The organism is Bifidobacterium margollesii, assembly GCF_002860355.1.
GTDB classification, from domain to species: Bacteria; Actinomycetota; Actinomycetes; order Actinomycetales; family Bifidobacteriaceae; genus Galliscardovia; species Galliscardovia margollesii.
In genome coordinates this window covers 61,623-88,598 of sequence record NZ_NMWU01000021.1, presented here as the reverse complement: position 1 = coordinate 88,598, position 26,976 = coordinate 61,623, and the positions used below count along the sequence as shown (strand labels likewise).

General features: G+C 59.8%; 25 protein-coding genes and 3 pseudogenes. 19 read left to right on the top strand and 9 right to left on the bottom strand.

Features of this window, described 5'->3' with window-relative positions; translation table 11 throughout:
• The first annotated feature begins 47 nt into the window (after positions 1 to 47).
• Together Uis1B_RS06305 and purH are read left to right on the top strand one after the other, a co-directional pair.
• Entirely contained in the window at positions 48 to 1,526 is a 1,479-nt protein-coding gene (locus tag Uis1B_RS06305) for a cell division protein PerM (protein WP_133124867.1), read from the top strand.
• Positions 1,526 to 3,160, top strand: coding sequence for a bifunctional phosphoribosylaminoimidazolecarboxamide formyltransferase/IMP cyclohydrolase (gene purH, locus Uis1B_RS06300; RefSeq protein ID WP_101616592.1), 1,635 nt, complete (start codon positions 1,526 to 1,528; stop codon positions 3,158 to 3,160). Before Uis1B_RS06305 ends, purH begins: the two co-directional genes overlap by 1 nt.
• A 178-nt stretch (positions 3,161 to 3,338) precedes the next feature.
• On the opposite strand, the gene Uis1B_RS12485 is transcribed toward purH, so the two are convergent.
• Positions 3,339 to 3,506, bottom strand: coding sequence for a hypothetical protein (locus Uis1B_RS12485; protein WP_165782766.1), 168 nt, complete (start codon positions 3,504 to 3,506; stop codon positions 3,339 to 3,341).
• Between the two features lie 89 nt (positions 3,507 to 3,595).
• Complete coding sequence (locus tag Uis1B_RS06290; RefSeq protein ID WP_101616588.1) at positions 3,596 to 4,666, bottom strand: MIP/aquaporin family protein; 1,071 nt, start codon at positions 4,664 to 4,666, stop codon at positions 3,596 to 3,598.
• A gap of 146 nt (positions 4,667 to 4,812) precedes the next feature.
• On the opposite strand from Uis1B_RS06290, the gene Uis1B_RS06285 reads away from it, so the two are divergent.
• From Uis1B_RS06285 to Uis1B_RS06240, 11 genes and pseudogenes are all read left to right on the top strand, one after another.
• Positions 4,813 to 5,592: a pseudouridine synthase gene (locus Uis1B_RS06285; RefSeq protein WP_101616586.1), complete on the top strand. Its 780-nt coding sequence runs from the start codon at positions 4,813 to 4,815 to the stop codon at positions 5,590 to 5,592.
• A complete protein-coding gene (gene der / locus Uis1B_RS06280; RefSeq protein ID WP_101616584.1) occupies positions 5,589 to 7,739 on the top strand; it encodes a bifunctional cytidylate kinase/GTPase Der in 2,151 nt (716 codons plus the stop codon). Before Uis1B_RS06285 ends, der begins: the two co-directional genes overlap by 4 nt.
• A 357-nt stretch (positions 7,740 to 8,096) precedes the next feature.
• The gene (locus tag Uis1B_RS06275; protein WP_101616719.1) at positions 8,097 to 9,488 is read left to right on the top strand and encodes a UTP--glucose-1-phosphate uridylyltransferase; all 1,392 of its coding nucleotides are present in this window, start codon (positions 8,097 to 8,099) and stop codon (positions 9,486 to 9,488) included.
• Between the two features lie 141 nt (positions 9,489 to 9,629).
• Positions 9,630 to 10,362, top strand: a pseudogene (locus Uis1B_RS12555) (helix-turn-helix transcriptional regulator); the annotation flags it as partial.
• Positions 10,363 to 10,475: 113 nt separating this feature from the next.
• Positions 10,476 to 11,549, top strand: a pseudogene (locus Uis1B_RS12550) (helix-turn-helix transcriptional regulator); the annotation flags it as partial.
• A gap of 95 nt (positions 11,550 to 11,644) precedes the next feature.
• Positions 11,645 to 11,968 carry a hypothetical protein gene (locus Uis1B_RS06265; protein ID WP_133124866.1) on the top strand — a complete coding sequence of 108 codons (324 nt, stop codon included), beginning with the start codon at positions 11,645 to 11,647 and terminating at the stop codon, positions 11,966 to 11,968.
• Positions 11,952 to 12,989, top strand: a complete 1,038-nt coding sequence (locus tag Uis1B_RS06260) for a diacylglycerol/lipid kinase family protein (RefSeq protein WP_101616578.1) — start codon at positions 11,952 to 11,954, stop codon at positions 12,987 to 12,989. Before Uis1B_RS06265 ends, Uis1B_RS06260 begins: the two co-directional genes overlap by 17 nt.
• A 12-nt stretch (positions 12,990 to 13,001) precedes the next feature.
• Entirely contained in the window at positions 13,002 to 15,596 is a 2,595-nt protein-coding gene (locus tag Uis1B_RS06255; RefSeq protein WP_101616577.1) for a DEAD/DEAH box helicase, read from the top strand.
• A gap of 95 nt (positions 15,597 to 15,691) precedes the next feature.
• Positions 15,692 to 16,039, top strand: coding sequence for an RNA polymerase-binding protein RbpA (locus Uis1B_RS06250; protein WP_101616575.1), 348 nt, complete (start codon positions 15,692 to 15,694; stop codon positions 16,037 to 16,039).
• Between the two features lie 140 nt (positions 16,040 to 16,179).
• Positions 16,180 to 16,899 carry an HAD hydrolase-like protein gene (locus tag Uis1B_RS06245; RefSeq protein WP_165782765.1) on the top strand — a complete coding sequence of 240 codons (720 nt, stop codon included), beginning with the start codon at positions 16,180 to 16,182 and terminating at the stop codon, positions 16,897 to 16,899.
• Positions 16,900 to 17,247: 348 nt separating this feature from the next.
• The gene (locus Uis1B_RS06240) at positions 17,248 to 18,138 is read left to right on the top strand and encodes a site-specific integrase (protein ID WP_165782764.1); all 891 of its coding nucleotides are present in this window, start codon (positions 17,248 to 17,250) and stop codon (positions 18,136 to 18,138) included.
• Here Uis1B_RS06240 and Uis1B_RS06235 read toward each other — a convergent pair.
• From Uis1B_RS06235 to Uis1B_RS06225, 3 genes and pseudogenes are all read right to left on the bottom strand, one after another.
• Entirely contained in the window at positions 18,080 to 18,475 is a 396-nt protein-coding gene (locus Uis1B_RS06235; RefSeq protein WP_101616570.1) for a hypothetical protein, read from the bottom strand. The two genes, Uis1B_RS06240 and Uis1B_RS06235, sit on opposite strands and share 59 nt — an antisense overlap.
• A 200-nt stretch (positions 18,476 to 18,675) precedes the next feature.
• A complete protein-coding gene (locus Uis1B_RS06230; RefSeq protein ID WP_101616568.1) occupies positions 18,676 to 18,888 on the bottom strand; it encodes a hypothetical protein in 213 nt (70 codons plus the stop codon).
• Positions 18,885 to 19,594 (bottom strand): annotated as a pseudogene (locus Uis1B_RS06225) (N-formylglutamate amidohydrolase). The gene Uis1B_RS06230 and the pseudogene Uis1B_RS06225 overlap by 4 nt, the downstream one beginning before the upstream one ends.
• Between Uis1B_RS06225 and Uis1B_RS11885 the strand changes: the two are divergent.
• The 4 genes from Uis1B_RS11885 to Uis1B_RS06210 all read left to right on the top strand — a co-directional run bounded on the left by Uis1B_RS11885 (position 19,593) and on the right by Uis1B_RS06210 (position 22,049).
• Entirely contained in the window at positions 19,593 to 20,159 is a 567-nt protein-coding gene (locus tag Uis1B_RS11885) for an ssDNA-binding protein (protein WP_165782751.1), read from the top strand. The pseudogene Uis1B_RS06225 and the gene Uis1B_RS11885 sit on opposite strands and share 2 nt — an antisense overlap.
• Positions 20,160 to 20,292: 133 nt before the next feature.
• Positions 20,293 to 20,427: a hypothetical protein gene (locus Uis1B_RS12460; RefSeq protein ID WP_279324940.1), complete on the top strand. Its 135-nt coding sequence runs from the start codon at positions 20,293 to 20,295 to the stop codon at positions 20,425 to 20,427.
• Between the two features lie 135 nt (positions 20,428 to 20,562).
• Positions 20,563 to 21,687 (top strand): ATP-binding protein, encoded by a 1,125-nt coding sequence (locus Uis1B_RS06215; RefSeq protein ID WP_101616563.1) that lies wholly within the window; start codon positions 20,563 to 20,565, stop codon positions 21,685 to 21,687.
• Between the two features lie 65 nt (positions 21,688 to 21,752).
• Complete coding sequence (locus Uis1B_RS06210) at positions 21,753 to 22,049, top strand: DNA methyltransferase (RefSeq protein WP_101616561.1); 297 nt, start codon at positions 21,753 to 21,755, stop codon at positions 22,047 to 22,049.
• Positions 22,050 to 22,194: 145 nt separating this feature from the next.
• On the opposite strand, the gene Uis1B_RS12235 is transcribed toward Uis1B_RS06210, so the two are convergent.
• The 4 genes from Uis1B_RS12235 to Uis1B_RS06190 all read right to left on the bottom strand — a co-directional run bounded on the left by Uis1B_RS12235 (position 22,195) and on the right by Uis1B_RS06190 (position 24,892).
• On the bottom strand, positions 22,195 to 22,446 hold the full coding sequence (locus tag Uis1B_RS12235; RefSeq protein WP_423734868.1) for a type II toxin-antitoxin system HicB family antitoxin: 252 nt from the start codon (positions 22,444 to 22,446) through the stop codon (positions 22,195 to 22,197).
• A complete protein-coding gene (locus Uis1B_RS06200; protein WP_101616560.1) occupies positions 22,443 to 22,745 on the bottom strand; it encodes a HigA family addiction module antitoxin in 303 nt (100 codons plus the stop codon). Before Uis1B_RS06200 ends, Uis1B_RS12235 begins: the two co-directional genes overlap by 4 nt.
• Positions 22,717 to 23,010: a type II toxin-antitoxin system RelE/ParE family toxin gene (locus Uis1B_RS06195; protein ID WP_101616717.1), complete on the bottom strand. Its 294-nt coding sequence runs from the start codon at positions 23,008 to 23,010 to the stop codon at positions 22,717 to 22,719. The genes Uis1B_RS06200 and Uis1B_RS06195 overlap by 29 nt, the downstream gene beginning before the upstream one ends.
• 172 nt (positions 23,011 to 23,182) lie before the next feature.
• Entirely contained in the window at positions 23,183 to 24,892 is a 1,710-nt protein-coding gene (locus tag Uis1B_RS06190) for a hypothetical protein (protein ID WP_101616558.1), read from the bottom strand.
• A 219-nt stretch (positions 24,893 to 25,111) separates the two neighbouring features.
• On the opposite strand from Uis1B_RS06190, the gene Uis1B_RS06185 reads away from it, so the two are divergent.
• Both Uis1B_RS06185 and Uis1B_RS06180 read left to right on the top strand, forming a co-directional pair.
• Positions 25,112 to 25,879: a DNA/RNA non-specific endonuclease gene (locus tag Uis1B_RS06185; protein ID WP_165782761.1), complete on the top strand. Its 768-nt coding sequence runs from the start codon at positions 25,112 to 25,114 to the stop codon at positions 25,877 to 25,879.
• Positions 25,880 to 26,286: 407 nt separating this feature from the next.
• Positions 26,287 to 26,976 (top strand): hypothetical protein, encoded by a 690-nt coding sequence (locus tag Uis1B_RS06180; protein WP_133124864.1) that lies wholly within the window; start codon positions 26,287 to 26,289, stop codon positions 26,974 to 26,976.

Here is a 26,976-nt window from a genome sequence, read left to right as displayed (position 1 = left end):
TCGGGATCGGTTCTTCTCTTCTCTCCATCGGACTGTACGGCATTGCCTTGAGCTGCTATAACGCGCTGATGCTGCTGCTCATTTCGATGGAGGAGGGAGGACAGGGCCTCACCGATTTCTCCATGCCGCTTACCAAGGCGGTGATGCTGTATTCACAGGGCGTTGGGTTGCAGTATCCGCCGTTGACGCTCACCGTGATTCCTCTTGGCCTCACCGTGCTGCTTATTGTGCTGATTCGCGCATGTTCGTTGAGGCTTGGCTGCTCATGGCAGGGGTACGTCGGTGGGCTTGCCGCATGGCTGGCGGTTCATGCATGGATTGCGTCGACATCGTCGGTGGGCACGCTTGATTCGATGGGCGTCATCGAACTGAAGACCTCGATCGTTTTCAGCATCGGCTATCTGCTGGCATTCCTTCCTGAAACCGGGCTGTCTGGGATGCGCAGGGATGCCGTGTCTCGCCTTGATCAGTCGTTCAGACGAACGTTGCGGCTGGGCGTCATCGCATTCGTACTGACGATCGCCTTCCTTGTTCTGGTCTCCCTGATCACTGTGGTCTCATGGGCTGTTCTGGGGTGGAACGACATGATCGACATGTTCCCGGCCATCGGCATGGGACATGGATCCGCCGTCATGACCACGATCGCCTACCTGATCTGGCTTCCGAATCTCATGCTGTGGGCGTTGTCCTGGGTATGCGGCGGCGCCTTCTCCATTGGCACCTCGGCCGTGTTCTCCCTATGGTCCGGAACAGGCTACGATCTGCCTTCGGTTCCTCTGTTCGCTTTGCTTCCCGCTCCCGTGGACGGGGAGGCCACGCGCATTTCGCTGATGCTGCTTCCCGGCGTACTTACGTTCATCATCGGAACGTGGATGATGCTTTCCGCCAAGCGCTTCGCCGTGCTGAGACGTGATGAGGACGAGGATCCGACCAGACTGGTTTCAAGCCGCATGCTCCATCGTTTCGCCCACCCGGCCATCGCCTTCTGCGCCGCGAGCGTGTTCATCGCCATCGTCATACCTCTGCTGATGTCGCTGTCCAACGGATCGCTCGGTACCGGAAGACTCTCCCATATCGGTGTGGACGTCGCTGCATCCACTCGTGCGATCGCCAGGCCATGCGCTTTGGGATTTCTTGCGGCATGGATGATTCCCCTCATCTTCGTGTGCGGCAGATGCGGTATCGCGGCGTTGCTTTCACGTCGGACCGGAGGAAACACCGACAGTGTCGGAAACAGCAGCCTACGACCCGCCGTCGATGACATGGATAACCGTGATGACATAGACCACGCTGCGGAGACCGATTCATCCTCGGCGATGAACGATCCCGCCTCTGAACACAACAGGATCGGTGCATCGAACGATGCCGACCTGCCATCTCGATCACCGCGTGTCCCCCGTACCGCGCAATCCTCTGCACCCTTTACAGTAGACAACAGATCTCTTCGCACCGAAAAGCCGAAACGCGCCCGCATGGTGGCTTCGGGAGGAAGTGCCGAGAATCCGACAACCAAGGAGGACAAGTAATGTCAAACACCACACGTCCCATCAAACGTGCGCTGGTGTCCGTGTACCACAAGGAAGGCATCGAAGTGCTGGCCAAGGCGTTCGTCGCCGCTGGCACCGAAGTCGTCTCCACCGGATCCACCGCCGCCAGACTGGCCGAGCTGGGCGTCAACGTCATCGAGGTCCAGAAGGTCACCGGCTTTCCGGAAAGCCTCGACGGACGTGTGAAGACCCTTGATCCTCACATCCACGCAGGCATTCTGGCTGATATGACCAATCCCGATCATGTTGAGCAGCTCAGGGAGCTGGGCATCAAGCCGTTCGATCTCGTGGTCGTGAACCTGTACCCCTTTGCGGATACTGTGCGCTCCGGCGCCAATGAGGCCGACGCCATCGAGAAAATCGACATCGGCGGTCCCTCCATGGTACGTGGAGCGGCCAAGAACAGTGCGACGGTGGCCATCATCACCGATCCCAAGGATTACGAGCTGGTCGCCCGACGTGTACAGGATGGTACGGGATTCACGCTTGAGGAGCGTCGCTATCTGGCCGCCAAGGCCTTTGCTCATACCGCGGCCTACGATGCCACCATCATCGAGTGGGCGAGTCGTCAGTGGCCCAAGCCCGCAAGCCTGACCGCGGAACCCGATGCCGATGACGCTGAAAGCGTGATCGACGAGAAGCTATTCCCCGCCACGCTTACCGAAACCTGGGATCGCACTCATGTGCTGCGTTACGGCGAGAATCCCCATCAGCAGGCGGCACTCTATCTGGATCCGCTGAATCGGAACGGATTCGCCCACGCCGAGCAGCTGGGTGGCAAGCCGATGAGCTACAACAACTATGTTGACGCCGATGCAGCGTGGCGCGCCGTATGGGATTTCGCTCCGCAGATCGCCGTGGCCGTCGTCAAGCACAATAATCCCTGCGGACTGGCACTGGGCTCGACCGTGGCTGAAGCCCACAGGAAGGCTCATGCCTGCGATCCGATGAGCGCCTACGGTGGTGTGATTGCCGCCAATTCCACGGTGACTTTGGAAATGGCGGAAGGAGTGCGACCGATCTTCACCGAGGTCATCGTGGCACCCGATTACGAACCTGAGGCGTTGGAGCTTCTGAAGACCAAGAAGAAGAATCTGCGCATCCTCAAAGTGTCCGAACCGCCGAAGAACGCTCGTCAGATCCGTCAGATCGATGGCGGTCTGCTGGTGCAGTCCACTGATCTGATCAACGCCGTCGGCGACGATCCTGATGCATGGAAGCTTGTTTCCGGTGAGCCCGCCGATGAGGAGACGATCAAGGATCTTGTCTTCGCGTGGCGAGCCATCCGCTGCGTGAAGTCCAACGCCATCCTCGTCGCTCACGACCGGGCCACGGTGGGCATCGGCATGGGACAGGTCAACCGCGTGGATTCCTGTAATCTCGCCGTGGAAAGGGCCAACACGCTGGCCGATGGGGCAAATCGTACGAAGGGCGCGGTCGCGGCTTCCGACGCATTCTTCCCGTTTGCCGACGGTGCCCAGATCCTGATCGATGCCGGTGTGAAGGCGATCGTGCAGCCTGGAGGATCCATCCGTGACGGTGAAGTGTTCGAAGCCGCGAAGAAGGCCGGTGTCACGATGTATGTGACCGGCACCCGTCACTTCTTCCACTGATCGTCGGCCGCATCGATTTCAGGACTGAAGTGGGAATGTCGACAACGCACCAAACGCATCGTAGGCCACACCGCACCTCACGACACCCTTATGTGTCGGAGGCTCACGAAGGTCAGCCCGCCTTCGAGTGGGGCGTGGCCTGCGCGGTCGTCATCAGCGGGGTTCTGGCGGTTATCGGTCAGATGCTTTGGGCGGTGTTGCTGTTGGCGCTGACCGCTCTGGTCACGGCCTCGTTGCGACTCGTACTGAAGACGAAGAGTCCGTGGAAGATCCGCTCGGTGGGTTTCGACTGCTTTTTCGGGTTTTCCCTCGGAATCGGGTTGATCGCCGCATATCTGGTACTCATACTGTTCTGAAGCTGAATATGCTTGGGGCCCGTACCGTTCAGGTTACGGGCCCCAAGCATTATCCGTCGCATTCGGACTCGACGGTCGGTCAATCCTTCACCGTCGTTCCCTCCGGTGCAGACTCGCCATTGGTTCCGTTGCTGTTTTCGAAATCGGCGTCCACATAGGTTTCTTCCTGCTCGGTTCGGATGGCTTCCGCAGTCGTACCATTGCCGTCCGCGTCAACGGATTCGGCTTTCTGCCGCATGGTGTCGGACAACAGCATGACCAACGCCACAACCGCGCCGGCCAGCAATGGGCAGACCCAGAACACCCATAGCTGCTGCAACGGTTCCACGGTCAGACCCTTGCCCTGGGCGAACAGTGCGATGCCGGTGGACCGTACCGGATTCAAACCGGCCCCGGTGATGGGGAAAGTGATGGCGGAGGCTACACCGTAAGCCATACCGGTGACCGCGGCATGATGATCGGTTGCGGAACCATCCTTGTTCAGAGTGGACATGGCGGCCGCCACTACCAGCAGGCCCATGGCGACCTCCATGACGATGGCCATCGTCATGCTGAAGCTGACGCCCGCCTGACTAAGCATGCTGTTGGACGGCGATCCCTCGCCGAATCCATTGACGGCCGAAGCCAGCCACACCTTGACTTCCACGTTTTCGGAGGTAGGCAGAATTGCGGTGAGCAGGGCTCCCGCGACAATGCCGCCCAGCAGTTGGGCGACCAGATACGCCAAGGCGTCGATCCAACCGATCCGTGAAGTCAATGCCGCGGCAAGTGTGACGGCGGGATTGAAGTGGCCTCCGGAGAAGCGTGCGAACACTGCGGTTGCCGTTCCATAGGCGAGTGCAGCGACGACGGCCACGAATACCGCATTGGCTCCGTACAGCACGGTACCGTAGGTACTCGCGGCGAACAATGCGAAGCAAACGAAGAAGCTTCCGGCGAATTCGGCGCCAGCGCGTCTCACCGTCTCCGTGACGTTCGTTCCGGTGAATGCCTTCGAATCGACGGCGGACCCGTTGTTGGCGGGCGATGCAGCGTTCCCATCGTTCTGATCGGCCTTCACCTCGGCATTCACGACCTCGGCATTCACGGTGTCGGTTCCGTCTACGCCGGACTTTGCGGCAGACTGGGCGGGAATATTCGGTTCGGACATGATTTCCCTTCTGGTTGATCTGACAAACGCCTCACATAGTACCAGTGGTACATACCCCGCGTTATAGTGGAAAATCGTGGTTTCCTTTGAATTCGCTTGGAAACCTCATTAGATATGCAAAACATTCCGGCCACGTTGGGAGAACGATGCCAAATCAGAATGCCACATCTCACAAGTCCGACTCCTTCGATTCCTCCAATGAGGGGATCCGTCTTCAGAAGGTGCTTGCGCAGGCGGGATTCGGGTCCCGTCGAAAGTGCGAGCAGATCATCACCGAAGGTCGAGTCGAAGTCGACGGCGAACTGACCACCGAACTGGGTACCCGTGTGGATCCCAAGCGACAGAAGATCATGGTGGATGGTTCCCGTATTCATTTCAACGATCATCACATCACCCTGGCGTTGAACAAGCCCCGCAGGGTGCTTTCCGCCATGGATGATCCGAAGGGGCGCTGGACGCTTCGCGACATCATCGGCGATAAATACGAGCGAGTCTTCCACATGGGCCGACTCGACTATGATTCCGAGGGCCTGATCCTCATGACGAACGACGGAGAGCTTTCCCAGCACGTCATGCACCCGAAGTACGAGGTGGAGAAGACCTATATCGCCACCGTCGAGGGCAAGATGGGCGGAGGCGTGTGCCGACGTCTTGTGAGGACAGGCGTGAAGCTCGATGACGGATGGGTGAAGCTCGACCGTTGCTCCATTCTTGACCAGAATCGCGAATACACGATGGTGAAGGTCGTGCTGCATTCCGGCCGCAATCGCATCGTGCGTCGCATCTTCGGTTCGATCGGTTTCCCGGTCAAGCGTCTCGTCCGCACGCAGATCGGTCCGATCAAACTCGGCGAGCTCAAGCCGGGCTCATACCGCGTGCTTTCCTCGGTCGAACTCAAGTCCTTGGAGAAGGAGGTCGGACTGTGATTCGCGTCGCCATCGACGGTCCTGCCGGGGTGGGCAAATCAACTACCTCGAAGGCGTTGGCCGGTTATTTCGGTTACGCCTACCTCGACACCGGTGCCATGTATCGCGCCTGCACCTGGTGGTGTCTGAACCGGGGGGTCGATCTGGATGCCGAGCATCCCGACGCCGATCTCATCACCGCCGCGGTGGGGGAGTTCTTCACGGAGGATCATTTCGACATCTCGGTTGATCCGGAACACCCCGATGTGCTGTCGGATGGTGTGAGCATTGCGGATCAGATCCGTTCCGCTGAGGTGTCGTCGCATGTTTCCGTCGTATCGTCCATCATGCCGGTCCGACATCTGCTGATCGCCGCACAGCGTGCGTTCATCGCTCGCGAGTCCGATGCGGACTCGTTCTCGAAGGGCGCCGGGATCGTGGCGGAGGGTCGCGACATCACTACGGTGGTGGCTCCCGACGCCGAAGTTCGAGTGCTGCTGACCGCTCGGGAGGAGGTTCGCGCGGCAAGACGCGCCGGCCAGACCTCCCTCGTCACGGCGAATGGAACCGTGGGAAAGGTCGGTGCGGATGACGTGGCGGCCAGGGACAAGGCTGATTCCAAGGTGACCAGCTTCCTCACCGCGGCCGAGGGCGTGACCACCGTCGATAATTCGGATATGGATTTCGAGCAGACCCTCGACACGCTTATCGCTCTGGTAGAACAAGCCGAAGAGGAGCAGACGTATCGGGAGTACGTCGCGAATCTGAGCGAATACGAGCTGGACGATGAGGACGAGAATCTGCTGCATGGAGCCTTCGATGATCGTTCCAAGGCCTCCGCCAGCCGTGAGGTGGGCGTGCTGGCGGTGGTCGGGCGGCCGAACGTGGGTAAATCCACGTTGGTCAACCGTATTCTCGGCCGCCGGGCGGCCGTCGTCGAGAACACGCCTGGTGTGACGCGGGATCGTGTGAGCTACGACGCCGAATGGGCGGGCACTGATTTCAAGCTTGTGGATACGGGCGGCTGGGAGGCCGACGTCGAAGGAATCGAATCCTCGATCGCCAATCAGGCCGAAATCGCGGTTCGTCTCGCCGACGCGGTGATCCTGGTGGTGGACGGAACGGTCGGGCTTACCGCCAGCGACGAACGCATCGTGCGAATGCTCAGAGCGTCCGGCAAGCCGGTCACCCTTGCGGTGAACAAGGTGGATTCACAGGCCGACGAGTACCTCACCGCCGAATTCTGGAAGCTTGGCATGGGAGAGCCGTTCGGCGTTTCCGCCATGCACGGTCGTGGCGTGGGCGATCTGCTCGACGAGGCGCTGGACAAGCTGAAGCGTACCGAGAAGACGTCCGGTCTGCTTACGCCCTCCGATCTGCGCCGTGTGGCGCTGGTGGGGCGGCCGAACGTGGGCAAGTCGTCGTTGCTGAACCGCTTGGCTGGTGAGGAACGTGCCGTGGTCAATGATCTGGCCGGCACGACTCGTGATCCGGTGGATGAGGTCGTGTCGGTGGATGGGGAGGATTGGCTGTTCATCGACACGGCGGGCATCAAGCGACGCCTGCACAAGCTTTCCGGCGCGGAATACTATTCCTCGCTGCGTACGCAGGCGGCCTTGGAACGTTCCGAGCTGGCGCTGGTGCTGTTCGATGTGTCCCAGCCGATCTCCGATCAGGATCTCAAGGTGATGAGTCAGGCCGTGGACGCCGGACGAGCCATCGTACTGGTGTTCAACAAGTGGGATCTGCTCGACGATTTCGGACGTCAGCGTCTTGAGCGTCTCTGGATCACGGAATTCGACCGCGTCACCTGGGCGCAGCGCGTGAACCTTTCCGCAAAAACCGGTTGGCATACCAACCGGCTTTCCAAGGCCATGCATACGGCACTGGAATCTTGGGACAAGCGTATTCCCACCGGTAAGCTCAACTCTTTCCTCGGGCAGCTGCAGGCCGCGCATCCCCACCCGCTGCGCGGTGGCAAGCAGCCGCGTATCCTGTTCGCCACGCAGGCGTCGAACCGTCCTCCGCGCTTCGTGGTCTTCGCCACGGGCTTTCTGGAGCACGGATATCGTCGTTACATCGAGCGAAGCCTGCGCGAGGAGTTCGGATTCGAAGGATCCCCGATCCAGATCTCCGTCAAGGTTCGGGAGAAGAAGCGTCGCAAGTAGTGGAGCCTCCCTTCTGGCCGACGGTTTGAAGGCAGAGAGAGGATGATCGGGCGCACGCATCAGGTGGTGGAAGAGTTCGCATACGCTTCCGCCACCTGTTTTCATTGCATTAACCCGGAAAGGACATGAATTCCTCATCCGACGGTTCGCCATCATTTCGGGTGAACGATCTGAAGACAAAGAAGCGGTTGCCGATGGACGAACAACAGGTAAAACACCGAAAAAGAACGTTCCAATTGAATGGTTGGTGGCCTTACCCCCTTATTTCTTATACAATGATTTTTCGTTGTTGCATCCGTACATAAGCAAGGGGAGCCACCTGTGTCCAAGGATCCGTTCGAACAGTCCGCGGTCAAAATGCGCGAACACGGTATGAGCGAAATCGCGATTTCCCAATTTGAGCGTCTGTATCGAACCTGGCAGGCCGATCAGTCGGAATGGATCAGGGAGGATGATGTGGAACCTCTCACCGACATTCCCGCCGTACGGGACATCTACCACACCATCGATCACGACAAGGCTATGGATGCCTTCGGCAAGACAGCGTTTCTCAAGCTCAACGGAGGGCTGGGCACTTCGATGGGCCTCGCCGGCCCCAAGTCCCTGCTGCCCGTGCGCCGCCACAAGGCCAAGCGCATGCGCTTCCTCGACATCATTCTCGGTCAGGTGATCACCGCCCGCGTGCGTGAGCAGGTTCCGTTGCCGCTGACACTGATGAACTCCTTCCGCACGTCGAAGGAATCCATGTCCGTGCTCAGGCATAATCGTCGGTTCCATCAGGAGGACATTCCCACCGAGATCATCCAGCACGTCGAGCCCAAGATCGACATGGAGACCGGCCTGCCGGTCTCGTTCCCCACCGATACCGAGCTGGAATGGTGCCCTCCGGGACATGGTGACGTATTCGCCACCCTATGGGAATCCGGATTGCTTGATCATCTGCTGGAGCACGGCATCGAATATCTGTTCATTTCGAATTCGGACAATCTCGGTGCACGTCCTTCGACCACGCTGGCCGGAGCATTCGCCCAGTCGGGTTCCTCGTTCATGGTGGAGGTGGCGCGTCGTACCCCGGCCGATCGCAAGGGTGGCCACATCGTGCGTGACCGGCACACCGGTCATCTCACCCTTCGCGAGATGACACAGGTGCATCCCGACGACAAGGCGTCCGCCACCGACATCGCCAAACATCCCTATTTCAATACCAACAACATCTGGGTGAGGGTGCGCGATCTTCGTGACAGGCTTTCCGAAACCAACGGTGTGCTTGATCTGCCGGTGATCCGCAATCGAAAGACCGTGGACCCCACCGATCCCTCCACCGAGAAGGTCATTCAGCTGGAAACCGCCATGGGCGCCGCGATCTCCTTGTTCGACGGCGCATCCTGCATCGAAGTGGATCGTCCTCGATTCCTGCCGGTGAAGACCACCAACGATCTGTTCATCATGCGGTCCGACCGTTTCCATCTCACCGATTCATATGAGATGGAGGATGGCAACTACATCTTCCCGCAGGTCGAGCTTGATCCGCGCTACTACAAGTACATCGCTGATTTCGATGAACGATTCCCCTACGGGGTGCCGTCTCTGGCCGCGGCGAATTCGTTTACGGTCAAGGGGGATTGGACCTTCGGACAGAACGTGAAGTGCTTCGCGGACGCCGTCTTGGAAGACAACGGCGAGCCTTCGTATGTGCCGAACGGCGAATTCGTCGGTCCTGCCGGAGTCGAACCGGATGACTGGCTGTGAGATGAATGATCCGGGGACGAAAAATCGTCCCCTAGGGAAATTTTTTATGAAAACACTGTTTTCTTGAAGATTTACCCGTAAAATGACTAGAGGCTGAAAAAGCCAACAATCAAAAGCAAGTTTACTGAGACGTGAGGACAAATGGCTGAGGGAGCTTCAAACGGTAGGCGCCGTTTCTCCGATAAATGGGGCAAGCACGAACTGGATGTTTTGGCTGTTCTTTCTTCGGCGTTCCCTCAATGGCTTACCTCACGTCAAATCGCCCAGCGAGTGAAGGCATACGCCGATTCTTATGGGGAGCTGGCTGATCAGGCGGCAAAGGCGGCCTTCGCCAAACAGTTCCAAAGGGATCGTGCCAAGTTGGCGGCCATGGGCATAGCCATCGAATCCCGGCAACCGGAGTACTCTTCGAAGTCCGAAGGACAGGATTTCGCTTCGTACCGACTGCAGCTGGGTGACGAGCCCCGCATCCGCATGCGGTTCGAGCAGGAGGATCTCCCCGTATTGGCCGCCGCCAATTACCTTGCCCAGTCCATTTCGATCTCATCGGCCTCCCAACGGCTTGAGCAGGAGAACACCAAGGTCTCCCGTACCGCGCCGCGAGTCCCGCAGATGCCCGTTCCGGGACTTGGCCTCGATTCCATCGCGCCGGGGTTGGGTACGCAGACCATTCCCGATGCATTGGTGAAGGTGATCGATTCTCGTCGGTTCGCCGCTACCGTCGACGTGGACGGCGAACATATCAATGTGGCTTATACCGATTCGGATGATCTGGCGATGTTCGTGTTGGAGCATCCCGGTTCGTCGATCATCAGCCCGCAGGAGGCAGCCGACGCCTTCAATCGTCGTCTTAACGCGGCAACGCATTTCGGCTCGGCCGATCATCCCGAGGAGGCATTCAAGGCCCATCGCGAATACATCGCAGCCACAGAACATGCCGCCGACGTGGAGGACTCCAAAGGCAAGTCCAAAGCACGCAAGGCATTGAGTGCATCCTTCCAGACCGGCTCCGAAGTGGATCGCCGTCTGCGTCTGATGCTGTTCCTCTCCGCGCACATCGGCGAGGAATTTCCCATGACCGATCTTGCCGAACGATTCATCGGTCACAGTGAGACCGATGATGAATTGCGCAAGTCCGTGGCCGTCATCCGCAAGGACATCGGCACACTCACCACGGTTTCCGACGATGGTGAGATGGCGGGTAGCCAGTTCTTCGACATCGATTGGTCGCTGCTGGAATCCGAAGGCATCATCAGCGCCACCAATTCGCTTGGACTGGAGCGTCTCGCCGGCATATCCCCGCAGTATCTGAGTCTGCTCACCGCATCGGTGAGCTATCTGGCGCACTCCCCGTTGCTGCCTGCCGAATCGCGCAAGCAGGCGCAATCGCTGTATGGTCGGCTTCGCGAGCATACGGAACCGGGGGAGACCCCGTGGCTGAGTCTGACCGGCTACGAGCTTGAGCCTCCGTGCTTTCAGGCGGTCACCGATGCGATCCACTCCAAGTCGCTTCTGGACATCGAATACACCGACGGTGCCGGTCGCACCCGCGAGAAGGTGGTCGCTCCGGCCAAGATCTTCGTGGATGAAGGTGTGTACTATGCCGCCGTATGGAACGGCATCGATGACCCTGCAATCTGTTCGGGGCGTTCGAAAACCGACGTCCGGCGTCGGCATGGTGACTGGCAGATGCTTCGTCTGGCCCGCATCGGCCGTGCCGAGATCGTCAAACCTCAGGAATCGTTCACCATTCCCGATGTGCCGATCTCGGAATTGCGTCAATGGAGCTTCGATAACGGTACACTGGCCGCTTTCATCACCGACAGGCCGGGACTGTCCTTCATCGATTCGTTGCCGGATGCACGGGTGGAACCGTCCGGGGAAGGGGAGATCGTCCATCTCACCGTCTCTTCGGATTCATGGTTCGTGGCGTTCTGCATCGCCCACGCTCGTCACATCGTGGCGGTGTCTCCTGGGACTCTGCGCACGATGATCGTAGCCCGCGCCAAGCGGGAGCTCAGCCTCGGAGACGGGGGAACCCATACTGGTCGGAGCCGGTAGGGTAGAAGGCGGGATCGATTCATCCGAACGTAATCCCGCTCGAAACCAATGCATAAACGAACGATATGCCGCACACGCACAGCGAGGAGGATGCAATGCCGGGATGGATATGGATCGTACTGGTGGCGTTCCTCCTCGTGACGCTGATCGTCGGCGGCGTCTACGTGATCAGACATGCGATCTCGGCGATGCATGTCATCGGGAGAACCGGGGATGACGTTTCCAGTCGGCTTTCACGTCTCGAAGCGGATGATCATCGGCAACGGAACGAACCGCCGATGTTCACACGCCCGCTGGCGGAAGCCGCCGATAGATATGCACGGACGCAGGCGCATATCATGGAGCACCGGGATCACGTCCGTAACCGTCATGTGGCCATATGGAAGCGATGGAAGACCTTCAATGACCTTGATCGATAGACGACACGTCATCGCGGTCGTCACCAATCCCTCATCCGACAACGGCAAGGGACGTTCCTCCGGCCGTGAAGCTGTGGAACGTTTGCGTGACCGCGGTGTGGGACTGGGATTTTCGGTGGCCGACCTCACCGGAACGAACCGTGAGCATTCGCTGTCGAATATCCGCGGGGCACTGGACCGGATCGATGCGCTGGTGGTCGTCGGCGGAGACGGCATGGTATCGCTGGGAGTCAATGCGGTGGCGGACTGCGATGTTCCACTCGGCATTGTCGCTTGTGGCTCCGGCAATGATTTCGCCCGGAGTCTTGGTCTGCCCATAGGCAGGATACGAACGAGCACGGAATCCATACTCGCGGCGTTGACGTACGATTCCTCTATCGGACTCGATCTGGGGCATGTGCGATCCAGCGATGACGACGGTGTTCGCATCAACACCTTCTTCGCAGGCATGCTCAATTGTTCCATCGATGCGGCGATCAACGACCGTGCCAATCATTCACGACTGCCGTTCGGCATGCTTCGGTATCTGGAGGCCGGAATATGGGAGGCCTCCCACGTTCGGGACTACGGATACCACGTCGATGTCCGTACCGATCTGGGTACGGACATCTCCTTCGATCTTGTTACTCCGCTGATCGCGATCGCGAACGCACGATATATCGGCAGCGGTATCGAGGCGTCTCCGGATTCGGATCTTTCCGACGGTCTGCTGGAGATGATATGGGCTAAATGGCATCCTGGTTCGTTACAGGCGTTGAGCATCCTTTCCAAGGCGTATTTCGGCAGACATACCACCGCACCGCTGATCGGATACCAGCGCATTCGCGATATCACATTGGCCTTCGGCGCTTACGGAGAGGAACCGCCCGTACTGATGGCGGACGGCGAGAAGATCGGTCGACTGCCGGTGCATGTCGAAGCCCATCACAAGGCGTTGAGACTGCTGGTCCCACCACGGATCGGTGGACGGCTTCGTGAACGTCAGAGGCATGCTCGGAACGAAACGCTCGATATCCGTTAGGGAGGAAGACACATGGCCAGACATCATCGTCGTAAAGCGTCGGTGGACCCCCGACAGTCGCCGTCATCCGATCCGTCGAGTCCCGCGGCTCGGTATCGGGCGTTCCGCGATCGTCAGCGCAAGGCGACAAGCGCGGCAGGACGGTTCGCCGAGACACTGGATTTTCCTCTGGATGACTTTCAGATGCGAGCCATCGAGGCTTTGGAGGCCGACAACAATGTTCTTGTGGCCGCACCGACGGGTGCGGGCAAGACGGTGATCGCCGACTTCGCCGTTTTTCTGGCGCAGGAGCGTAACGTCAAGGCGTTCTATACCACGCCCATCAAGGCGCTGAGCAACCAGAAGTATCATGATCTGGTTGACGTCTACGGTTCCGAACGCGTCGGGCTGCTCACCGGAGACACCTCGATCAATGCCGAGGCCGACATCGTGGTGATGACCACCGAGGTCCTTCGCAACATGCTGTACGAGGACTCCTCGACCTTGACCGCACTGCGGTACGTGGTGCTCGACGAGGTCCATTATCTCGCCGATCGTTTTCGAGGGCCGGTGTGGGAGGAGGTGATCATCCACCTTTCCAAGCGGGTGAAGATCGTCGGGCTGTCGGCCACCGTGTCCAATGTGGAGGATTTTTCCGCGTGGATGGAGTCGGCTCATGGTCGTACGTCCTTGGTGGTTTCCGAACGGCGTCCGGTGCCGCTTGAACAGCATGTGCTGCTTCAGGAGGATGAGCATCACGAACCGGAGATCTACGATCTGTATCGATCCGCGGAAAGCACTCAGCTCAATCCGACGCTCACGACGCGAATCCGGGAACTGGATCATAGAGCGGCCAGAAGGGTCAAAGGACGTCATGACGATGGTCGTGGCCATTCAGGCAAAGGCAGGGGAGACCGACGCGACGAGCATGCGAATCGGTATCTTCCGCGACGATGGGCCGTGGTCGACGAGCTCAATTATCTCGACATGCTGCCCGGAATCTTCTTCATCTTCTCCCGCAACGGATGCGACATGGCAGTGCAGCAATGCATCAATGCCGGACTGGAACTCACCACGATGGAGGAATCCCAGCGGATCCGGACCATCGTGGATGAGATGGTGGAGGGGCAGCTTACCAAGGACGAGCTCAGGACCCTGCAGTTTTCGAAGTTCCGGTTTGCGCTCGAAGAGGGATTCGCGCCGCATCATGCCGGCATGATCGCACTGTTCCGTCAGATTGTCGAACGGCTATTCGAGGAGAGTCTGGTCAAGATGGTGTTCGCCACCGAAACCTTGGCGCTCGGCATCAACATGCCGGCTCGATGCGTGGTGGTGGAAAAACTGGAGAAGTATGACGGCACCGGTCATGTGCCGCTCACGCCGGGGGAATTCACCCAGCTCACTGGTCGTGCCGGACGTCGAGGCATCGACACCATTGGCCATGCCGTGGTGGTGGATCATCGTGGTTTCGAGCCTCAGACGGTGGCGGCCCTATCGTCCAAGCGAGTGTATCCGCTGCATTCCAGCTTCCGGCCGACCTTCAACATGGCCGTGAACCTGCTCAACACCAGCGACTATCGCACGTCGCGCGTCACCCTCGACCATTCGTTCGCCCAATGGGAGGCGAACGAGTCCGCTGAAACATTGGAGTCTCGTATCGACACGCTGACTCAAGCCATTGAAGGATACGAGCAGGCCTTCGAATGTGATCAGGGCGATTTTCGGGAGTTCATGACCATCCGCATGCAGTTGACGGATCTGGAACGGGGTGCGAGACGCGAGCTCAAGCATCGCAACTTCCCTTCGGGACAGGCTCGCAAGCAGGCGTTCCTTGACCTTGATCGGCGTATCGCTCAGCTGCGCGAAGCCGATCGGGAGCATCCGTGCCGCCAATGCGCCGATCTTGCCCAGCATATGCGGTGGGGTCATCGGTGGATGCGCGAGACCCGCGAATTGGAACGGGTCCGTGGTCGATATGCTTCGCGTACGGGCTCCGTCGCCCGACGGTTCGACACCATCTGCTCGATTCTGGAAAACATGGGGTATCTCAATGCCGTGGTCGATGGCAGTGAGTCGAAACGGCCTCGCGACTACACGTTGACGACACGGGGTCAGTTGCTTCGACGGCTGTACAGCGAACAGGATCTGGTATTGGCGCAGTGTCTGCTTGAGGGTGTCGCCGACGATCTCAAACCCGCCGAGATGGCGGGACTGCTCAGCGCCTTCGTCTATGAGTCGAGGCGGGGTAATTCCGGTGAGCCACGACGATATCCCGGCGGTCCTGAGGGATCGGTGGCCAAGGCGGCGATGGCTATTCGGCAGGTATGGTCCCGCATCAACGCCACCTGCGAGGATCTCGGCCTGGATCCACTGCCGCAGCTGGATTTCGGGATGGTGGACATCGCTTATGAGTGGGCTAGGGGAGGGTCGCTTTCCGATGTGTTGCGTGATACTGAAATGACGGGTGGCGATTTCGTCCGCACCTGCAAGCGGCTGACCGATGTGCTCGGTCAGGTTGCGCAGACAGGTCCGTATCTGCCTGTGGATGGGGAGGACGTGGCCGCAACGGCGAGTCTGGCCGCGGCACGGATCAACCGTGGCATCGTCGCCTATTCCGGGGTCGACTGATCTGTCCTCTACTGGACTATCTGAGGAATAAACGTCAGGTCAAAGCTGTTCTGTACCGTAGATACGGTTTGAATGCATAATCGAGGAGGAATCATATGGCTGAACGCAGTCTTCGCGGCATGAGCATCGGAGCGAAGTCTCTGGAGTCGGATGACAACGTGGATTTTGCGGCGCGAACCGATGTGGCCTATGTCTGCCCCAAGGGTCATCGCACGATTCTTCCTCTTGCCGAGGGTGCGGAAATTCCTGAGGAGTGGGAATGCCGCTGTGGACAGACCGCGCATCGTGAAGGCTCCGATGACAGTGAAGCCAATGAGATCACCAAGCCTACTCGCACGCATTGGGACATGCTGCTTGAGCGTCGTAGTGAGGAGGAGCTCAAGGAGCTGCTCGACAAGCGTCTCAAGATGCATCGTGAAGGCTGGATTCCCGACTACGAGTGATTCAGATGAACAATATGTGAACCGTGCGTGCCCGGCCTGCGTGGCCGGGCATAATTGTTATTCGGTATCGCGCATGAACGTGTATGAACAGGGCGGTAGCCTGCAGATCGCACATTATACAAGGGGAGAGGAGCACAGCGTTGGCACAGCATCCGAAGAAGGTCGTACTGCTTGATCTTGATGGAACGCTCACCAAGTCGGATCCGGGCATCATCGCCTCCGTCACCATGGCTTTCAAGGAACTCGGGCATCCCGTGCCGGACGATGAGGAGCTTCATCGGTTCATCGGTCCCGCCATTCAGGAGTCCATGGAGCGTAACGGTCTGCACGGCAAGGAGCTTGAAGAGGGTATTCGCATCTATCGTCGATACTATTCCGATATCGATTACTTCGACGACCCGAACCATCCTGGCAACAAGGTTCCCGGCAGACTGTACAACACCGTGTATCCCGGTATTCCCGAACAGATGCAGCGGTTGACGAGCGCCGGTTACTTCCTTGCCGTGGCCACCTGCAAGCCGGAACCTCAGGCGAAGGTGATATGCGAGCATTTCCACATCACCGATATGGTCAATGGCGTGTGGGGTGCCAGCATGGATGACTCCCGTCTGCACAAGGATGAGGTGATCCGGTACTGCTTCGACGAGATCGGCTATGACGAGGCTCAGGGCGACCGCGCCGTGATGGTCGGTGATCGTTGGACCGACATGGATGGCGGCAAGGCCGTCGGCATCGGCACCATCGGATGCCGTTGGGGCTATGCCGAACCGCATGAGCTGGAGGATCACAATGCCACGCTGATCATCGATTCCGTCGATCAGCTGTTCGACGGTGTGGAGCGGTATTTCGACGGCAACTGAAGTGATCCCAACTGATGGCATTCCTTCACCGATAGTTGGTCGTCAGGCGAAGAGAAGCTTCAGTACATTGATCCGGTCGGAGTGATTGATATTCGATCGGATCTTTTTTAGTATCCTAATCTGACATAACGTACATTATCGGATCGGTTTGCGAGGGAAATCGTGGAAACCGTTGGAATCCCAATGGTTCCAAGGGCTGCGGCGTTTTCAGCAGGATTCGGGCGCACGGCCATTTCCGGCCATTTTCGGCTATTTTCGGCTGAAGATGGCACATATTTGGCACACGCCCGACAGGCCGGGGTCCGACGTATACGGCATACGTCAACCCCCTTTCGACAAGGAGCGACCATGACGAGACGACCACGATCAAAACGCCGGGACAACGGCACTGGCACCCTGATCCGACTGGACAACGGCCGATGGCGGGCCTTCGTGAACATGGAACCCGATCCGGACGGAAACCGCCGACGGGTCAGCGCCACCGGAGCCACCCGGAGCGAGGCCCTGAACCGGGCGCGCGCCAAAGCCGACGACCAACGCCGACTGGACGGCGCGACGACGGCCGACATGCCCACGGTCGGCGAATGGTGCCGGACATGGGTGGAGACCATCGTCCGACCCCGCAAGTCCCCCAACACCTACCGGGTCTACGAACAGCGCATCCGCTGCGGCATCATCCCCGCCATCGGCACCATCCGGCTCGACCGGCTGCGCCCCTCCCACGCCCTCGACCTGGAACGCCGGGAGCTACGCCGACACGCCGCCGCCACCGCGCGGCTGACCCACGTCGTCCTCAAGGAGGCGTGCGACGCGGCCGTACGCGAACGGCTCATCGACGTCAACCCCCTGTACGCCATGGAGCCCGTCGCCCAGGACGTCGTCAGCCGGCCGATCCTCGACCCCGAACAGGCCGCACGGGTGATCCGCATGGAGCCGGACGCGCAATGGCGGCTCATCTGGCGGCTCCTCCTGACCTGCGGGATGCGCGTGGGCGAACTCGGTGCCATCACCCCCGAAAGCGTCGTCGAACAGAGGGGCGTGATCTGTCTGGAGATCACCTGGCAGCTGAAGAACTTCCCCCACGTCGCCGACCGGTCGGACCTCCCCCGCGGCTTCGAGGCGCGGCATGTGGTCGGCCACTACTGGCTGACCCGGCCGAAGACCCGCGCCGGATTCCGGCTCATCGGATCAGTGCGCCCATCCACGACACCCGACCCGGATCGAACGCCAGCATCGTGAGATCGTGGGTCATCTCGTGGAACGTGGAGTCCGGGTGGCGCGGATCCACGGCAAGGGCGCGGTCGACGGGATTGTAGACGCCGGTGGCGCGGTGACGGCCGGTGAGGCGGAACCGGAAGGCGTTGTCGGGACCGATAGCGGGGAGCATGGCCCGAATGGTGTCGTACTCGTCGCACTGCTTCTTGTCGGCGAACACCGTGGCGATCCTCCGCTCCCCCAGCCAGCGGCGCTGGCATTCCGTGCGCTGTTCCACGGGCCAGCGGGAGGAGGCGCCCATCAGCACCGCAAGTCGGGTGTTGCGATGGTCAAGCCATTCGGAGGTTATATTGCGCAGCATCTCCCTGCGTATCCTGCCGATGCTATGAGGGTTGTCGATGACCGTCCGGCCGGCCAGACGCAGGGGCGCGTTGGAGGCCGACCAGTCGAGATCATCGGTCCCCGACGGCCCGCGTCCGGTGGAGGCGAATCGTCCGTTGGGGTCGCGTGGCTATCCGTCGTCCATAATGCCTCCCGTCGTCGATGCGGGAGGCTATGCGCTCAGTAGAACATGATGAGCTGGGCGAGTCCGCCGACCAGACAGCGGTCGATCTGTTCGAGCGCGTCCGTCTCGTCGTCGGCCAGGGCGACGACGATGCGCATCCCCTCCCGTCGTTCGGCTTCGTCGAGCGTGTCCGGCCCGTAGGGGCTGACGGCCTCGAGTTCCTTCAGACGGCGTTCGATGGCGTCGGCAAGCGTGGGGGTGATGGTCATGATGGGTCCTTTCGATCGGTGCGGTTCATCCATAGGCCGGCGGTTTCGGCCAGCAGTCGGGTCAGCCGGTCGGCATCTTCATGCCCAAGATAGACGTCCTTGCGGATCTCGATCATCAGCGGGGCCAGCGTAGGGTATCGTCTCTCGTCGAGCGGTTCGGGCCGGATGGCCCCATGGAACGTGGTGTTGACGCCCACCGTATACCCTGCCTCGGCCAGCCGGTCGGCGAACAGGACGGCGGCGTCCCGTCCGGCCGCATCCCCGTTATGGCCCAGGCAGACCTGCGGGCGCGGCTCTTCGGCGTGCAGCTCGTACGGCAGGGGCCGGGTGGCGTAGGAGTGCAGGTCGACCAGCAGACACCGGCCCAGCCGCTCGCAGCGCCAACGGCACATGTCGGCCAGACGGGCGTGATACGGCCGGTAGAGCAGATCCAGCCGCCGTTCGCGCTCGCTCGGGTCGATGGGCCGTCACGCAGTGGATCGAGGTCGGCGTCCACGTCGTAGAGGACGCCCATGCCGACCCGGTTCATCTCCTCACGGGCGTCCGGGTAGCGTTCCACGTCGCACCATAGGCGGCTCATCCGGTTGGACGGCACTCCCGCGCCCAGGTCCTTCAGCGGCTCGGCCAGCCGATCCACGTTCAGGTCGGCGATCCGCCGGGCCTCACGCTGTGGGTCGGCCAGCCGCGGCGCGATGCCGACGGGCATGGTCAGTCCCGCATGCGGGATGCTCACCGCGATGGGTACGGCCGGGTCGCCGCCGATGAAGGTCATGCACTCGTTCATGCCCGGCTCATGCGTCCCCGCGGACGGTCCGGGACGCATAGGGAAGGTGCCGCGAACCGACCGGCTCGCGGACGAACGGTGCGACCCCGTGGTGAGGGTGAGAAAGGTGGTCGACATGGCCGACAAGAAGCGCAAGTTCTCAGGCGACCCGGTGATGGTGGAGAACGTCATGCTCAACTGGGCCGACACGCTCTTCAAGATCGATGAGGGCGAGAACGGGAACAAGAAGTTCGGATGCGATCTGCTGATCGACAAGAAGGACACGGCGACCGTCAGGGCACTCCAGCAGACCCTGCTGCCGGTCTACAAGAAGGGGTGTGCCGAGGGGAACCTCGACAAGGAGATCGTCAAGGAGTTCTACGGCAAGGACGTGCACGGCGAGTCGATCGACTGCCGGAAGCCATCCGAGAAGATACTCGAACTCATCAACGCCGCTGATACAATCACACCATTCCAAGACCGCCATCAAGAGCGGCAAAATATGTAGGTGTTGCAACCACCACTAAAATCAGCCCCTCGACGGGATTCTGAGCCAGCTCGGCTTCACGGCGACTCGCGACAACAACACCGGCGACATCATCGATCTTGACTGGGACTACCGGAAGAGCGGCGACGAAGACGTGTTCCTCAACGCCTTGGCTCCCGTCGATGATGGCTTCCACCTTGACTTCATGGGCGAGGACGGACCGCAGTGGCGCTACGCATTCGAGAACGGCCGCATGCTCCGCCTGCAGGGATTGGTCGTGTTCGGCTGACCGACCATAGTGGCGATTTCGAGCATAAGCATCGTGGCGTGAAAGGATAGAAAAGGATATACAAGGATAGAAAAGGATATACAAGGATATGAAAAGATATAACGAAACGTATCGATAAAACCAGCGAGGCATGGCATGGTCAATCCATTCAGACCGTCGGCGGGGGCGAATCCGCCGTATCTTATCGGCAGGGATGCACTGTTGGACGAATTCGACGATTCCCTTGAGGCCGGTCCCGGAGCCCCGTATCGACTGATGCGCATCACCGGCAGTCGCGGGTCGGGCAAGACGGTACTGCTTAACGCACTGGGCAAGCGCGCCCGTGCGCGACGATGGACGGTCATCGACGAAACGGCCACCCACGGGTTCGTCGGCAATCTCATACTCGCATTGCGTGCCCAATATGAACGACGTGACGTGAAGTCCGTCGAACTACCCAGTCTTGGCGTCGATGGACTGGGTAGCGTCGGTCTGGGCAAAGTGGAGTTCGATCGGACCGCATTGCCGATGACATTGCGCACGGCCCTGACCAATGCGGTGAATCATATCGGCGGACGACATGCGGACCGGGGACTGCTCATCACCATCGACGAAACGCAGGGTGCCGATGTTGCCGATCTTCGTGCGCTGGCCACGGCGGTCCAGCACCTGATCCGCGAGGAACGGAACATCGCAGTCGCGTTCGCCGGACTACCGGGCATGACCTCATCACTGCTGCATGATAACGTCATCACGTTCCTACGCAGGGCAACGCCCGTGGAACTGGGCGATATCTCGCTCGATCTCGTCAGTGATGCCTTCGAGGACGTCATTCACGAACATGGATATGACATCACACCGGATGCCCTGCGCATCGCCACCGAGGCGACGCATGGATACCCGTTCATGGTGCAGCTTGTCGGCTACAACATCTGGAGAAAAGCCCTGGGGGCGACCATTGATGAGAATTCCGCGCGAAACGGTGTCGAGGCTGCGAGACTCAGACTCGGTGGAACCGTGCATGAACCGGCCATCGAGGATCTGTCCAGCGTGGACCGCACGTACCTGCTCGCCATGGCACAGGATGAGGGGCCGTCACGCACCGGAGACATCGCCAGACGGATCGGCAAGGACACGCAGTATGCGGGGCGATACCGCGAACGTCTCATTCAGGCCGGAATCATCCATTCATCCTCGTATGGGTATGTGGATTTCACCATCCCCTACCTGCGGCAATGGCTGCAGGAGCACGCCGCAACCCTCATCATGCGCAGCGAATAGACGACGCATGATTTCGGTCATGCCTGACATCACCGTATTGTGCGCCGACTCGTTCGACGTGACCGATGCGCTGGTTGATCCGCACCTACACGCAGCCCGGAGATCCGGTGGTCGACCCGTTCGCCGGGTCCGGTTCCACCGCCGTGGCCGCGGCATTGGAGGGTCGTCGGTGTCTGGCCGTCGAACGGGATCCACAGTGGGCCGCCGTCGGGTCCGGGACGTTCTGGAGAATCCGGGTCTGGACGTCGGATTGGAGGACGAGATGGATTTGGGATGGCGAATCTGGGGTCGGTGGGTCGCCGTCCGGTCAACCCGGTAGCCTTCCGGGTCGTCATCATCGATGGTCGAAAAATAGTGACTAAATGTGTGTTTCATTCGATTCCGACGATCAAAGAGGTCTGGAGTGGATGAGAGGTCGGAGACGAACCGCGTCTGCAAGCCTACGCGCTCTGCAGTGTGCTGACGCGCTGGGGCTGACGCCGGTGACGACGGCGACGTCGCGTACGGTCAGTCCTTCCCCTCGCAGTGCGGCGACGGTGTTGCGACAAGCCTCGAGGACTCGTCCAGCCGCGGCTTGACGGTGACCGCGCCGACCTGCACGTCGAGCATGCCGGCCGCGTCGCGTACCATGTCCTCGACCTGATCGAGATGGCGGGCCTGCGTGAACAGGCCGGGGATCTCGGGGACCTCGACGGCCCACCAGCCGCCGCTGCGGGTGCACACGGCGGTGGCGCTCGCTGTTTCGCTCGTTTTCATCATGCGGTGATGAGTGGCCGGATGTCACCGAGACCGGTCGGGTCGAACGTGAGCAGATCGTAATCGCTCTGGAGATTGCTCCAGAACTCCGGGGTGGTGCCGAGTGCCTTGGATAGTCGCCATGCCATCGCGATGCTGATGCGACGCTTGCCGTTGACGATCTCGCCGATGGCGGTCTCGCTCACGCCGATCGCCTTGGCGAGCCGGTAGCGGCTGATGCCGAGCGGCTGCAGGAATTCCTCGTCGAGGATCTGGCCCGGTGTGCTGTAGTAGTTAGCCGTGGTAGTCGTCGAAGTAGACATCGGCTGCCTCCTTATTATCGGTCTCATTCCATCGGAATACGAGTCGCCATTGCTGGTTGACGCGTATGCTCCAGCGGCCTTGCAGATCGCCTCTGGGCGGTTCGAGCGTCTCGCCCCGGTCAGGGCTGTCCTTGACGGCGATTCGGACGGCGTGGACGTCTATTCCGTCGAACTCAAGGGCGTGATCAATGACCCATCCTTCGACGAACCGTGGGTCGACTCCTCCGCATGGCGCGCATGGTGCGCCGACTGGCCCCCTGCCCATCATCGACGTTGGCGCATCTTGATCATATCATCATGGTGAAAACGTTGGAATCGCAACGTTTCCCCGAACCCATCCGACATGTACATCATCGGATAAATGTGGACGAAGCAAACGTCGTCATTGAAGTCGCCCGGGCGGGACTCGTTCTGGCGTCTCGACGCTTGTTAGGGAATCATTCGCGATTACCGTGCCGGATGCTCATGGACGCGATCAGCGCGCATAGCGCCATCAGACAGGCCGTTCCGATCAGCGGAGCGACGAGACCTGCCGTATAGAAGAATTCGATGCGCGCAGAATGCAGCCACCCGGCGAACCATGCGGTTGCCATGCAATAGGCCCACCCATAGGCCGCGATCGTCCAGGCTGCGAATGCCAGCATAACCGGAAGCCATCCTGTGCGTCTTCTACGGGCCACCGCGACCACGGGGGCTGCCAGCAGTACGATCAACATGATCAAAGCGACGGGAGTCCATATGCGGTTCAGCGCCATCGACCAGTCGCGAGCTCGATCATGGGTCAACCAAGGCAGTGGCTGAGGCAACGGGTTTCCTGGATCGATGCCCAGATACTCCATTCCATAAAACCGACCAAGCGGCATGGGCCTCAACTGGAAATAGCCGTCCGTTGCCGGCTTCGACGGCGTAAACAGGTCTCCCGGCATCCAGGCGTGCAGCCAATCAAGACTGGCGCGCCGAACCAGGTCAGGCACTTCCCCCGCATCGATCGCAGGCAACGAGGGAATCGGCTTGAATCCCGCGGCTCGCTTCAAACTACCTGCTTCGAAGGCATGGTCGATTTGATCGTTCGCATGATCGAACAGATCGGACACCCCGGCCGGATTGCTCCAGCCGAGACCACTGTTGCTGATGGCATTGAACAGTTGCCATCCTACGAAGTCCCCCTTCAATGGCTGGCCGTACCCATGATCCGACAGCATCCACCGCTCGATCTCGGGATACTGATCCAGTGCATCGGCGGCATCGAACGCCTGCCTGATGGCCTGAGGCGGCGCCCACACATCATCGGTACGTCCCGGTGCATCGATGACGGTCATTCGTTTGATGAATCCAGCCACCGGTCCTTCGGTTCGCATATTGAGATATGCTACCCCGTATCGGCTTTGCATGTACTGCTTTGCCGTGACCATGCCCAGTGCACCAACCGATACGGATAGTATGCACATCACGGCCACTGCCAGCCGTATTGATTTCGCCAGGCCATGTCGTGCGGCTGCCAGTCCAGTCGCCATCAATACGACCAGCAGGCCCGGAATCAGCCAGATCATATCCTCCTTCAACGTTTGAAGCCATGCCGCCAGTCCCCCTGCCGCAATGGCCGACAGGGCGGCTCCGACGGTCCAACCCGCATGCAGTCGTTCCTTGTCGGAGCCCAGACGCCAGGTGCAGACGATCAACAGAGCGCATAGGGCGATCAAAGCAATCATGGCCGGGAAGAACACCGTGTTGCGATATACACGTAGCCCCAGCCAGTCATCCATTGAAGCTGGCCAGCACAGTACTCCGATCCAGGCCAGCGAAGCGGGCCATAGGCGTCGAGAGGCCGCCCACGCCGCCAATGCCGCAAGTCCTGCCGCCGTTATCAAAGTCAGCAGGTTAAGTGTTACCACGTCGATTCTCAAAACGTGCGCGGTTCTCAGGAGCATGGCATATCCCTGATTCTTGGCGAGCGTATAGCCGTAGCCCAGTCCGGCGGCTCCACTTGCCTGATCGACCAGCAGACGGTCATCGGCCCCCTGATCGAATGCATACCATGGGCGAAGCGTTATCCCCAAGGCAACGCGGAACCCCAGAACAACCAGACACGCTGACAATTGCGTCAGAGGAATCAGTATGGAATGAGAAGTGATCGTTCTGGTGGTCATAACGCCTCTGTGTTCAACGAAGTACGATTCGGTACGCATATAGGTTCATGAGCTGTATCGGCGGATGGCGCATGAACCTGCATACGAACGCTAATGAATGCTCCCGCCTGATCTCAGTGTACTCATCGTCAAATTCGACCGCGATCCTTTTATCAAGAAAAGACCGGCCTCGATTTCTGTTGTAGGATGACTCTCCGAAAAACAGAAAGGGTTGTTGATATGTCACTCAAGCGTACGCTGGCGGCGTTGCTGACCTCGCTGGCCTTGTTGGTTCCATTGTCGGCATGCACGGTGCAGATCTCCGACGATGAGCATGCCGATGCGTCATCTTCGATTTCGACAGGACGGACTGATGGTAGCACGGCTTCGGACATGGCCGATTGGGATTCCGACGAGGCGCCCAACTACTATCTGGTGACCGGCAAGGCGAACTTCTCGGCCGCAGGCTCCATGCCTTCCACAGGCACGATTCGATACGCCTCCCCCGACTCGCTGAACCGCTCCGGCACTGCGGTCGGCGTGATCGACCATCGGATGATGAAATCCGGTTCGGCCCGGGAACGCCACATGCCCGAAACGATCACCGGATGGCCGAAGCATAACCCCAAGGTTGCGATCCGGATGGCTTCGGGCCGCACCTACCACGGCTACCTGTTCAACAAATCGCACCTGATCGCCAAATCATTGGGTGGCGAGGATTCGGCACGCAACATGGTCACCGGTACCAGGACCCAGAACGTGGGCGATAACGACGCCACGCCCGGTGGCATGGCCTATACGGAGACCCTGGCCCGCGACTGGCTGAAAACCCATCCGAACGGCACGATCGACTACATGGCAGCCCCGCACTACTCCGGGTCCGAACTGCTGCCCCGCACGGTAAGCGTGGACATCCGATCCTCCGACCGTTCCATCGACCAGCATGTCATCGTCTACAACACGGCCGAAGGCTACGATATCGACTACATGAACGGCGGCACGCGCTGACCGGTTCCGGTGATCCGGCAAAGGCTCCAGAACCTCGAGAATAAGCTCGTCGGATCTCCTCCCTGTTTTTGTCCGGTTGTATCCATTGAGAACGAAAGGATGCTGGGAATCCAAAAACCAGCCCCCCCGTTCTCTGATGGATATAATCGGATATAGGGGGGGGGTATTATCCTCCTTGAAGAGAGGATGGAGTCATTATGAAGATTTGCCGGAAATGCTTAACGGAGAACAAAGATCGGGCCAGATTCTGCCGATCTTGCGGCACGCCACTCGGCGCGCCGATTCCGCAGAATCCCCCTACTGCAACCCATCGCACAGCTGCGTTATCCGATGCGGCTCTTGGATCCGTCTCCGCGCCCCCTGCAGGGGGCGCTGCCGTTCCGACATCTGCCGATACGCAGACGACGATGTCTACCATACAGAATCCCGCATCTGCCACAAATGGGCTGGGAACGTGGCTGAAGTCGTCGTTCATACGGCCTTCGGGGGAATATAAAACTCAGTCATGGTGGCCGATTGTCCCCCTTTCCTGCAATGCCGCCGTCGTCGGGCTGATTCAATATGTATGGGCTTGGCACTGGTTCAACGACGCGAATGGCGTACTTGCGAACATCAGATACTGGATGACGGGTTACTCCTATGGCGGCAATCCCTTCGATGACACGCCTTCCGTAACCGTGCCGCTGTTCCATTGGGTGTACTGCTCTCTGGTCGTACTCGCACTGCTGTACCTGACCGTGGTGCTCTGCTGCATCGGCGGATACACCCATGGTGTATCCGTTCCGTTCCGGGAAACACATGTTCGGGTCTCGCAGCATCTGATGCCATTGACGCTGATCAATCTCGCATCGCTGCTGTTCGCAGCATTGGGCAACGGAACATTCATCCCATCCCTGGTTCTTCTGGCCATCGGAGGACTGATGGTGTTCGTTACGCCTCTCGCCTATGCCGCCCGATGCGACAGCAGGCATGGTCTCGACCGCGTGTGGGTATGGAGCGCCGACCTGCTGATCTGTCTGCTGTCACATGCGACGTTCTGGTTTGTCGCATGGGCCATCCTGCAAGGCATTGTCAGAATCGTCGTCGCTTCGATGTAG